At 43.5% G+C, this 12,565-nt stretch carries 7 protein-coding genes; 6 read left to right on the forward strand and 1 reads right to left on the reverse strand.

The annotated features are described in order from the left end of the window. Positions 1–18 precede the first annotated feature (18 nt). The 5 genes from G5B30_RS05375 (at position 19) to G5B30_RS05395 (ending at position 9,093) form a co-directional block, all read left to right on the forward strand. The gene (locus G5B30_RS05375) at positions 19–1,803 is read left to right on the forward strand and encodes a sialidase family protein (protein WP_165318944.1); all 1,785 of its coding nucleotides are present in this window, start codon (positions 19–21) and stop codon (positions 1,801–1,803) included. Continuing rightward, a complete protein-coding gene (locus tag G5B30_RS05380) occupies positions 1,800–3,935 on the forward strand; it encodes a sialate O-acetylesterase (protein ID WP_240903107.1) in 2,136 nt (711 codons plus the stop codon). The genes G5B30_RS05375 and G5B30_RS05380 overlap by 4 nt, the downstream gene beginning before the upstream one ends. A 23-nt stretch (positions 3,936–3,958) precedes the next feature. Then, positions 3,959–5,923, forward strand: coding sequence for an FG-GAP repeat domain-containing protein (locus G5B30_RS05385; protein WP_165318945.1), 1,965 nt, complete (start codon positions 3,959–3,961; stop codon positions 5,921–5,923). Positions 5,924–5,972: 49 nt separating this feature from the next. Beyond that, positions 5,973–7,955, forward strand: coding sequence for an FG-GAP repeat domain-containing protein (locus G5B30_RS05390; protein ID WP_165318946.1), 1,983 nt, complete (start codon positions 5,973–5,975; stop codon positions 7,953–7,955). A gap of 577 nt (positions 7,956–8,532) precedes the next feature. Then, a complete protein-coding gene (locus tag G5B30_RS05395) occupies positions 8,533–9,093 on the forward strand; it encodes an RNA polymerase sigma factor (protein ID WP_206367024.1) in 561 nt (186 codons plus the stop codon). A gap of 226 nt (positions 9,094–9,319) precedes the next feature. On the opposite strand, the gene murI is transcribed toward G5B30_RS05395, so the two are convergent. After that, positions 9,320–10,135 (reverse strand): glutamate racemase, encoded by an 816-nt coding sequence (gene murI, locus G5B30_RS05400; protein ID WP_165318947.1) that lies wholly within the window; start codon positions 10,133–10,135, stop codon positions 9,320–9,322. Between the two features lie 96 nt (positions 10,136–10,231). Between murI and G5B30_RS05405 the strand changes: the two genes are divergently transcribed. Continuing rightward, positions 10,232–12,499 carry an ATP-dependent helicase gene (locus G5B30_RS05405; protein ID WP_165318948.1) on the forward strand — a complete coding sequence of 756 codons (2,268 nt, stop codon included), beginning with the start codon at positions 10,232–10,234 and terminating at the stop codon, positions 12,497–12,499. The last annotated feature ends 66 nt before the right edge of the window (positions 12,500–12,565 follow it).

The raw sequence follows: 12,565 nt of genomic DNA on the forward strand, positions 1-12,565 counted from the left end.
AAAACGATAAAAATATAGATGATGAAAAAAATAAATGTTTTTAAGTTCCTTATTATAATTTGCTGTACATTTTTCCTAAATACGGCCTTTAGTCAACGATTTAATCCCTTTCCGGAAAGTGTGGGTACGGTTGTGTTCGAATCAGAAGAAGATCCTATCGTTAAAAAAGTGGCCTCACCCAGTATTGTCATCTTATCCAATGGAGACTATTTGGTTTCGCATGATTTTGACCGGGGTACAAGTGTGCATGTTTCCAAAGATAGAGGCAAAACATGGAACCTTCTTTCTCGTGTAGCCCCTTTGATCTGGGCCAATATCTTCGAGCATAATGGCGATGTCTATCTTATGGGTACCTCCAAGGGGTGGGGCAATATTGTCATTTATCGATCCACTAATCAGGGTAAGACTTGGTCTGAACCAAAGGATGAGTTTACAGGGATATTAGCTAAGGGTATGTTTCATACCGGACCCGTGCCTATTGTTAAACATAAGGGAAAGATATGGAGAGCCTATGAGGAGGCTTTTGATGCCAAAAACCGACGGGATTTTCATGCTTTTGCGATTTGTGCGGATGAAGATGCGGACTTACTACAGGCATCGAGCTGGAAAAGAACGACCAGTATCCGCTTTGATGAGAAGTGGATAAATGCCAAACGACCAAACTGGCTAGAAGGGAATCTGGTTGTTACGCCAGAAGGAAAATTGGTAGACTTTATCCGATTGGAGACCTGGGCAGGTAAAGGTGTTAATTATACCATTGAAGGAGCTGCAAAAGGTAAGCCCCGGAATGAAATTGCGGGCCTCATCGATGTCGATGAGGAGCATATGAAGATGATTTTCAAGAATGAAAAGCGAAATTTTGTGCATTTTCCCGGTGCCGAGACTAAGTTTACCATTCGCTACGATTCCCTATCAAAACAGTATTGGACAATCACCAATAAAATTTCGTCGTTTCGAAATACGAATGGGAGAACACATGATGGCAACTGGCACCAACGGAATGTGTTAGTATTGATGAGTTCGAGTGATCTGATGAATTGGACAATTAAGAAAAAAATATTGAAGTGGGGAGAAGGGATGCATCTCCGGACGTGGGATACTTTTGGCTTCCAGTATGTCGATTGGGTATTTGATAGCAATGATATTGCTTTTGTCAGTCGGACTTCTTGGTACGGTTTCCGTTACCATGATGCGAATATGATTACTTTCCATCGGATTTCCGATTTCAGGAAAAGCAATACGAATATGGAGCCGGAAGATTTGAGAAAATATACGAAGCACCCTGTTTTGGTCGCTATACCTCAGGCGAACTTAAAGAAAGACCGTTCTAAAATAGGGGATTTTGATATTGTGACAAGGCTGGGTAAAGGTTTGGTACAGAATGCCCGTGGCGAATTGAAGTTTGCAACGAAAGATAAGCCTGCAAAAAATGAGAAGCAAGCCTTAGCTTTGGGACGGTATTTTGATGTTGAGATTAGGAATAGCAAGATGAAGAATTTTTCGGTAGAGGCGTTGACCTATACGCCGGTAACAAATAGCGGGAATATGAAGATTAAATGGACTTATAGTACCAATGGCTTGTTGTTTGATCCGATTACGCGGTACCTGCTGAATGTGGAGAACCGGGTTACGGATACGTCTCCCGAAGAAGAAAGGACTTTATATCTGCAGGTGTATAGGCCGCTGAATAGTGTATCAGCGCAGGAAGGTATTGTTCTGCGTTGTTATATCGTCGGAGGGAGCGAAGAGGATGTTATGTTTAATTTTATGGATCAAATTGTTATTGGAGGGAGAAAACTATGATGAAGCGTGTCATTTTAGGAGTACTATTTTTATGTGTTGTATTTGGACAGGTCTTTGCACAGGTCACATTCCCATCTATATTTTCGGATGGAATGGTATTGCAACAACAAACCGATGTTCAGATTTGGGGTTGGGCTAAAAGCAAGTTGGTAACGATTTCCACTTCGTGGAATAAGAAAACATATCAAGTCCCTGTAAATGCTGATGGATCGTGGAGGACGAAGGTAGCTACCACTAAGGCTGGTGGGCCCTATACTATGGAATTAAAGGATGATAAAAGTTCTTTGGTGCTATCGGATATTCTGTTGGGCGAAGTCTGGCTGGCTTCCGGTCAATCCAATATGGAAATGCCATTAAAGGGCTTCAAAAATCAGCCTGTAACAGGCTCCGAAGAGATCGTTTCGAATTCAGAAAATTCAAGCATACGCTTTTTTAATGTGAAGAATAAAAGTTGGGCAAAACCATTGGATGATGTGGAGGGCGAATGGTTGTCGGCATCTCCGGCAACAACCTCCAACTTTAGTGCAACCGCCTATTTTTTTGCTAAAGAGTTACATGAAAAAATGAATGTTCCGGTAGCTATTGTCCAATCCGACTGGGGAGGAACTTTGGTGCAAGCATGGATGAGCGGTGATGCACTAAAGGCTTTTCCTCAAGTGAATGTGAAAACATCTGCGGATTCAATGTATTCCAATAAAAATGAATCTACGGGATTGTATAATGCCATGATCCATCCTATAGTTGGTTATGGAATAAAAGGAGCTATCTGGTATCAAGGCGAACAGAATAGACATGAACCAGAGTTATATAGCAAACTCTTCCCAGCCATGGTAAAGCAGTGGAGGACAGAGTGGAATGTAGGCGATTTTCCATTCTATTACGTACAAATAGCGCCGTATATCTTCCGAACACCTGATAAGCTGTCTACCAAATTAGCCCAATTGAGACCTTATGTTCCGTATCTGCGGGAGGCGCAAATGCAGGCAGAAAATGTGATTCCAAATTCTGGAATGGCAGTATTGATGGATGTCAGTTCGCAGTTTACCATACATCCACCCGATAAACAATCCGTAGGAAAGCGCTTGTCATACCAAGCGCTGAACAAAAGCTACGACTTCAAGGATGTGGCTTACGCCGGACCGGTGTACAAAAAGATGGAAGTGAAAGGCCCATCCGCTATCCTCCACTTTGATCATGCAGATGGTTTGTATCTGAAAGATAAAGCATCGGTCAATTTTATCATTGCAGGAGCAGACAAGGTCTTTTATCCAGCTACCGCGATAATAGAGGGAAAGACCGTCCGTGTAGAATCTGACAAAGTAAAAAATCCGGTTGCCGTGCGGTATGCTTTCGATGCATGGGTAATTGGAGATTTATTCAATAAAGAAAATCTTCCGGCATCTTCTTTCAGAACCGATAACTGGGCGATCGGAGAAGCAAAAAACACAGAAATAAAGGCACCGGTGGAGGACTATGTCGCGCCGAAAACGTCATATAGAAATATAATAGCTATTAAAACGACCGGAAACCAACTACTGGCTTGGCAGTTTGCTCTTCCCACACAGTCTAATGGTAGGGAAACAACGGCTAATGCCACTGCAGTCCACGCGAATTTAGAAGCTTCGGCGTTGAAAAGAGGACCCGGAGTGACAGTGCAAGCGGGTAGTGCACGCGGCTTTAATGGACACTTCCCTACGAATAAAGATTTTAAATCGGCAGAAAAATCGGGTGCTTATTATGAGTTCACAGTTAAAGCAAAACCGGGAGAAAAAGTGTCATTGCATAAATTGGATGCGGTACTGAGAAGACAGAGTGGGTCTGCCTATATCTATCGTTGGGTTTATAGCACGGATGGCACTAATTTTAATAAAATCGGTGCCAAAGATATGGAGGTAGCCAGTCTGTCCAATAATGGGGAAAAACAACCCTCCGTAGATCTCTCGGGCTATAAAGACCTTCAGAAGGTCCCTTCATCGAAGACTATTACGTTGCGTTTATATGCGTGGGGTGGTACCTCAAAAGATAGGAAAACTTCCGCTTTCGGATTCGGGAAGTCCACCTCACAGGGGAGTATCGTACTGAACTTAGAAGGGGTCGTAACAGGAGTATCATCAGAAGCCTTGCAGAATTAATTTAATTGGAAATAAATAAAGCGATGAAATACGGTATAACACACATCATTGTCTGTGTAATATTTCTCATTAGTGGTCAAGCTCTCGGGCAAGCGTCTGGAAATAAACTGGTCAGTGGGCAGAGCATTCCGAATGGAAGTGCGCCAGGAGCAGGTTTTTTCTGCATGCCTTCCTATCAAGCTGGTATCATGGGGTTGGCCGATGCTAATGACGACGGTGTATCCGATTTATGGATACAAAGTACCAATCATTCGGCAAGAGGCGTGTTTTTATACCTCTTTAAAACGTATGCAGATGATGGTACGCCGGTTTTTGCCGAACCTATAAAAATTAAGGCACCATTTGATGATAAAGGAAAAAATCAAGGCACTATTTTTCAGGATGCTGATGGAAGCATATATGGGATATGGCGTTTTGGCGCTACGTTGCAGTGGAGCGTGTTCGATAGATCCCAACAGGCTTTTCAACCTTTTTCCAATAGAACGATTACCGGTTTGCCTGCCCGTATATCGGACTGGAACTTACTGAATAACGGTGGAAGCACTTTCTTTGTATTTGGGGTACGCGACAAAGGTGTATTTGGACCAAACACCCCTTGGCCTCGTGTGGTTTCTTATAGCCCGGAGGGTTTCTGGCCTTATCCTATCGTCCAGGTCGGACTGTCCGGATATCATGCGGAAAGTTGGAAAGATGCAAAAATTGAAGCTACACCGCTGACGGATTTGGATCAGACGTCTTATACATTACGAAGCCTGAGTATGATGCAACAAAAAAAACAGTCATTTGTGTTAGCTGGTTCTCGTTTGGGCAATATGATTGTTTATCCTTTGCAGGGCAATTTTTCGTTGGGTGAGAAAAAATATATAGCGGATGTGGAAGGTAATTTAATGCGTCATCCCTCTGTGCAAAATTCGGTGTGCTATTTTGAAGGAACGGACGGCCGTTCGGGTATTATCGCGCAAGGAGAAGGCGGGATATTTTTCTATAAAGATCGGTTTGAAACCAGTAAGAACGGTAACTTGGTGTTTGAAAGTCCGGTACCGTTGCTACAAGAAAATCCAGACTTATTCGGAGGCTCACTCGTGATCCCCAATTTGGTGGATTGGGACGGTGACGGCATGTTGGATATCATTTCGGGAAGTTCAGCAGGATACATCGAGTTTTTCAAAAATGCAGGAACGAATGAAACTCCTCGATTTCAAAACCCTGTTCGCCTGACAGCATCAGGGCAGGAAATACATATACAGGCAGGATACCGTGGCAGTATTCAGGGACCGCAGGAAGCCCGTTGGGGGTACACCTCTCCAAACGTTACCGATTGGAACGGAGATGGATTGCCGGATATTGTGCTGGGAGATATTAGGGGTGTTTTTACGGTGTATCTCAATGCCGGAACCAAGACCACCCCGGAACTTAAAGCACCTAAACCTATTTATCACATGGGATTGGATATGTTTGGTTCGTGGCGGGTGCGGCCGGGTATCGGTACGTTAGGTGGAAAAATGGCATTTATCAATCAGGATTCAGAGGATGAACTGCATTTGTATTGGCAGATTGATGATTATAATGTATTGGACGGCGGAAAGCTGCGATTGGAAGACGGTTCCCCTATCAAAGGTGCGAGATTGCCAGCAGGTGCTGTTGGTCGGACAAAGATCGAAATTGTGGATTGGGACGGCGATGGTATCAAAGACCTTGTGCTCGGTACGTATGGAAAGCAATCTATTCCCGAACCAAAAAATGGTTATCCATTCCATTTTCCAAAAAGAGGGTCTACACCATTGTTCTTAAAAAATGTCGGCACAGAAGAAAATCCGATATTTGCTTATCCAAAACCGATTATGTTTAAAGGAAAGCATATTCTGCACGGGGGGCATGAATGCGGTGTCGCTGTCGGGCATCTCGGATCGGGTAACACCTTGAATATGATTGTTGGAGAGGAAAATGGAAGATTTGTCTTCTATGAGCGAAAAGACTTAAGTTGGTAGTAAACTGGGTAGTAATCTAAAATAAATAACAGATAAATCAATAAAAAACATGTATATAAAAAACTCCTTTTCAGCCGTTTTACTCCTGTTAAACATCGGCTTATGTGCTCAAACCTCTACACAAAATACAGATGACTTACAGTTTTTAAAATACAATAATCCCGACTTGGTAGTCGACCTGGGTGTCGGTCTATGGGCATGGCCGTTGCCGATCGATTATGATAACGATGGGGATATGGATTTGGTCGTATCCAGCCAAGGTAGACCATTTAACGGCGTCTATCTGTTTGAGAATACCTCGGGCGATGAAAAGCCTGTATTTGCCAAACCGAAATGGTTGCATAAGTCGGTAAAGGACATTCAGCTTACCTATCACAACGACCAGCCTGTATTTAGCGGTCCGGGGGTGATATACACCGATTTCCTGAAAAGCTATACCAAAAAGAAGAAAAAAGTCTTTGATATTGATATTATTAAGAAAGAAATCAATGGACGTAGTCGATTTAATCAATGGAAGCATGTGGATTATGACAATGATGGAGATTTGGATGTCATTGTAGGCATCGATGAATGGGGGGATTATGGCTGGGATAATGCATTCAACAGTCATGGGCAGTGGACGATGGGGCCCTTGCACGGTTATGTGTATCTTATTGAGAACGTGGATGGCGAGTACGTTAACAGAGGACGGTTGAAAGACCAATATGGAAAAACAATTGATGTATATGGTGCGCCTACACCCAATATGGCCGATTTTGACGGCGACGGTGATCTGGATTTGATCTGTGGTGAGTTTTTGGATAAATTGATCTATTTTGAAAATATTGGAACACGCGAGAACCCTATATTTAAGGAAGGGCAATATGTCTATAACAATCAGGGGATTGTGAAAATGGATCTGGAAATGATCATACCCGTTGCAGTCGATTGGAATAAGGATGGACATGTGGATTTGATCGTAGGTGACGAAGACGGACGGGTAGCATATATTAAGAATACGGGCGAAATCCGCAACGGTATGCCACAATTTGAAAATCCGTATTACTTTCAGCAGGAAGCGGACAATGTTAAATTTGGTGTTTTGGTCACGCCGGTAAGTGTGGATTGGGATAATGATGGGGATGAAGATCTGATCGTCGGCAACTCTGCGGGACGCTTTGCTTTTATTGAGAACCTCGGTATATATGACGGTGCTCCGCGTTGGGCGAAACCAAAAACATTGGAAGTGGAAGGTGAAGAAATTCGGATCATGGCGGGATATAATGGTTCGATACAGGGACCGGCAGAACAAAAATGGGGCTACACGACACTCTCTGTGTCGGATTGGAACAACGATGGAAAGCTTGACCTGATTGTGAACTCTATTTTTGGTGAAGTCGTATGGTATGAAAACATAGGAACAAAAGAGAAAGCCGTGTTGGCAAAGCCTAAACCGGTTTTGGTGGACTGGAAAAGTACCGATGTGCCCAAACCGTTTTGGGTATGGTGGACCCCTAAGCCATCAAGTTTGGTGACGCAATGGCGTACGACACCGTTTACCATGGATTGGAACAAAGATGGATGGAATGATCTGATCATGATGGATACAGCGGGCTATCTGGTTTATTTTGAACGGGATGCGAAGAGTGTGGGTAAATTGCTGAAAGAGCCACAGCGGATTTTTTATTCGGTTAACGAATCGGCTTTTGATCAAAAGCATGCTGTAGTAGACAGTTTAGCGGGGCTATTGCGGCTAAATGCCAAGCAGCATGGACAGAGCGGAAGACGTAAGTTTACGATAGGTGACTGGAACGGTGATGGTAAAAATGATATTATTGTGAATAGTAAGAACGCAACAGTACTGGAATTTGTACGGGCGAAGAAAGGGCTTAACTACTATCAAAATCAGGATCCTGTGGCCGCGTTGGTGCTTGCTGGACATGATACCAGTCCGACATTGGTCAATTGGCATAATTCCAAATATAAGGATCTCCTGATAGGTGCGGAAGATGGCCATTTTTATTATCTTAAGAATCCTAAAAACAACGAATAGATGGAATTATCCCGAGGTATTGGCGAAATTCTCTAAGGGGTTAGCAAAACACCCCTAAGGGTTTTCAAAACCTTCCGGTTGCGACGCCGGATTCGCCAGAGGGTGTTGGAATTTCCTTGGGGGATCGGCAAAACCCTCCTAAGGGGTTTGGAAATCTCCCGAGTGCCCCGCAAGATTCTCCAAATGGTGTTGGAGTTCCCCCGAAGGACCATCAAAATCCCCCTAAGGGTTTTCGGAAATTCCCGAGGGGACAACAAAATTCCCCTCGGTTTTGTTTTTTGTGTAAAACCGGAAGGATAAACATAAAAAACTCTGTTTAAATATAATTAAATCCTGTTTATTTGTTGTTTAGATCGAATTTTTACGGCAAAAAAGGGGTAAAATCCTGCCAAAATGATTTTTGTGCTTCCCGAATTTTGGCAGGATTTTACCCTATATATATCCAAACAATTTTGTAGGACTCTATATAGATTTTTGACAATATGTTGGATGTTTTTGATAAATGATGAGATGAAGATTGTAGATAGATTTTCTATCTTTGGGATATATCTTCGTACGATAATAAACCTGTATTCTATTGGATACGCTATATACAGATAAAGAACTGATTCAGTTGCTGAAGCTCGGCAATAAATCCGCTTTGGATGAAATCTACAAGCGGTTTCATGGCGTACTCTATAGCCATGCTTATCGCCGGTTGCCGGATAGAGAAGAAGTACGGGATATTCTTCAGGAAATTTTTATCTACCTATGGAATAACAGAAAAACAGTGGAAATTTCGAATCTGTCGGCTTATCTGTACACATCCGTACGAAGCCGTATACTGAATGCATACCGAAATAAGAAAGTGAGAGAGCGGTATACACAATCCTTGCAGGACTTTATCAATAGCGGAGCGGATACTGTTGAAGAGCACATTCGGGAGAAAGAGCTTGTTGCTTTGGTAGAACAGGAAGTTTCCGCTTTGCCACCTCAGATGCGCTTGATTTTCGAGATGAGCCGCTTTCAGGATAAGAGCCACAAAGAAATCGCCGAAGAGCTGAATATAAGCCCGCAAACGGTGCGTACACAAGTCCGTAATGCCCTTCGGGTATTACGGCTGAAGTTAGGAGCCAGTATTTTTACGTTGTTTTTTTGAGTGTTAACTTATTTTTTGTTCATCATTTACAAAAATTGAGACAATAGCCACGCTTGTATATGTTTGATCCCGTCTTTTTGTGGTTCGTGTAATTCTCGCGCAAAAAACCTAGCTGAGGCACATGTCCATCCCAAAAATTATACCGTCTAAGCGAATCGAATTTTTCGTCCATACTCGAAACTTTTGCTATAAAACATATACATAGATGCCAGCAAAATGGAACCTCTTACACCTTAATATGCGAAGCCTTGACCTTCCTCTCGAAAAAAACCTCTGCTTTCTCCTCAAAATCCCTTGGATCGTCGGTGGTGTAAAACTGGAGCTGTCCTTCTTTGGAGCAGTTACTTTCGACTTCGGGATGACGTTGCAGGTAGTCTGCCAAGCTATTAGCGACCAGTGCTCCTTGGGCAAGCACTTTTATGCCTTTTGGTACATACTTTTCAATGATTGGTAGAAGTAAAGGGTAGTGGGTACACGCTAATACGATGCTGTCAATATCGGGCGACTGTGCCAGTAGGCGTTCAATATCACTTTTGACAAAATAATGTGCGCCCTCACTGTGGATATCATTATTTTCCACCAAAGGTACCCAAAAGGGACAAGCCTGTTGGTATACGGCTATCTCCGGATGAAACTTGTTGATTTCGATGGGATAGGAATTGGAACGTACTGTCCCCTCCGTGGCCAGAATACCTATGTTGTTGGTATGCGTGTAATGTTCAACACGTTCGGTCGTCGGACGGATAACACCCAACACCTTCTTTCCTGCTGGGAGATCGTGTTGCTGGATGGTGCGTAAGGCCTTTGCCGAAGCGGTGTTGCAGGCTAAAATAACGAGATTACATCCCAAGTCAAAGAGTTTGAATACGCATTCTTTCGTGAAGGTATAAACAGCTTCAAAGGACCGGGTTCCGTAGGGTACGCGGGCATTGTCTCCTAGATAAATGTAGTCATATTGCGGTAACGCCTGATGTATTTCCTTGAAGACTGTCAGGCCACCATAACCCGAATCAAATATACCTATAGGCCCTTTGCTATTCATTGCGATGTGCGCTTAATCTCACGCAAAGATATTGCATTTCCTTGTATATTTTGTATCTTTACGGTTTATTTTCTAACGGATAAAAACAAGATTACTTTGGATTATTTAGCAGGATTAAACCCCTCACAACGTGCTGCAGTAGAGCAGACCGAAGGTCCTGTCATGATTGTGGCCGGTGCGGGTTCGGGGAAGACGAGGGTGATTACATACCGGGTAGCCCACCTGATACAAAAAGGGGTAGACCCCTTCCGTATACTGGTGCTTACGTTTACAAATAAGGCGGCAAAGGAAATGCGGGAACGCATTATGAAGGTAGTGGGTGGTGAAGCCAAAAATATCTGGATGGGGACATTTCACTCTGTTTTCGCCCGTATTCTTCGGGTAGAGGCGGAACTGATCGGGTATCCCCGGAATTTTACCATATACGATACGGACGATAGCAAGAGCCTATTGCGAACTATATTGAAAGAGTTAAACTTGGATGATAAGTTATATAATGTCAACCATGTCTTTGGACGCATATCGGCGGCAAAGAATAACCTGATATCGCCGCAGGAATATAATAAGAATGATGCCCTCTTGGCGGAGGATAGGGAAAATGGACGGAGCATGCTCGGACAGATCTATATGACATATGCACAGCGCTGCTACCGGGCAGGGGCGATGGATTTTGATGACCTCTTGTTTAAAACCAACGTGCTGTTGAATAAGTATCCCGAAACACTTTACAAATATCAACAGCAGTTCAGATACCTGATGGTGGATGAGTATCAGGATACCAACTTTTCCCAATACCTGATCGTAAAACGTCTGGCAGCAGTCAATGAGAATATCTGTGTGGTGGGGGATGATGCGCAAAGTATTTATGCCTTCCGCGGAGCCAATATCCAGAATATACTGAACTTCCAAAAAGATTATCCGGATGTCAAGGTCTTCAAATTGGAACAGAACTACCGCTCGACGAAAACAATCGTAAAGGCAGCAAATAGCATTATCGCGAATAACAAAAATCAATTGGAGAAAAATGTATTTTCGGATAATGAGGATGGAGAAAAGATTAAGGTAGCCCGTGCTTTCTCGGACAATGAGGAAGGCAAGATTATTGCGGAAGAAATCGTTCAGGAGAAATCATTAAAAAGTCTGAAATATAAAGACTTTGCTATATTGTATCGGACGAATGCACAGTCCCGTGCTATGGAGGAATCCTTGCGTAAACTGGGCGTGCCGTACAAAATCTACGGTGGCACGTCGTTCTACCAACGGAAGGAGATTAAAGACCTTATTGCGTATTTCCGTCTGACCTACAACCCCAATGATGAAGAGGCGTTGAAGCGGGTAATCAACTACCCCCGGCGGGGAATAGGAGATACCACAGTGGAGAAGATTATTGTAGCAGCAGATCAGAAGCAGGTACGGTTATGGGATGTCGTGGCGAATGCTCAGCTGTTTTTGGATGGTCGTAGTGCGGCTGCGGTGGCAGGTTTTGCCTTGATGATACAGAGCTTTCAGGCGATGGGTAACAGCCATAATGCTTTTGATACGGCCATGCATATTGCACAACATTCCGGGATTTTGAAAAATCTCTACGAAGATAAATCAGTCGAAGGGCTGAGCCGTTATGAGAATATCCAGGAGTTGCTGAACGGTATTAAGGAGTTCTCCGAGCGGGAGGATATCGAAGAGCATAGTCTGGATGTTTTTTTGCAAGATGTAGCGCTGTTGACGAATGATGATAACGATAAGAATCCGGATGCCGATACAGTGTCTCTTATGACGATACATTCGTCCAAAGGACTGGAATTTCCGCATGTTTTTATTGTCGGACTGGAGGAGAATCTATTTCCTTCACAGCTCTCGCTGAACTCCCGCTCGGACCTGGAAGAGGAGCGGAGGTTGTTTTATGTGGCTGTAACCCGAGCGGAAAAGAAGTTACACCTATCGTATGCGACGTCGCGATACCGCTGGGGGACACTGAATAACTGTGAGCCCAGCCGCTTTTTGGATGAATTGAATCCGGCTTGTCTGGAGTTGGATTTTAAGTCGAGGATGCCGGTCCAGGAGGAACAGGGTTTCGGTACGGAGCGGATAGCCTGGCAGCAGAAAGATATGTTCTCCAAGCCTAAACCTAAGGTACGGAAGACGACATCTATTTTACCGAAAGCACACACGCCTTCGGCGGGGTTTGCGCCTTCGGATACCAGTGGCCTGGCTGTGGGTATGGAAGTCGAACACGAACGCTTCGGTTATGGGGAAGTAGTGGAACTGGAAGGTAATAAACAGGATATTAAAGCAACAATTCTTTTCAAAGAGTTGGGACAGAAACAATTGTTGCTTAAATTTGCCAAATTAAGAATTGTACAGTAATCACACTAAACTTTAACTATATTGTACACAATAACAATAGAATATCAATCTAACAATACAAAGAGA

It is taken from the genome of Sphingobacterium sp. SGG-5, assembly GCF_011043525.1.
Lineage (GTDB): Bacteria > Bacteroidota > Bacteroidia > Sphingobacteriales > Sphingobacteriaceae > Sphingobacterium.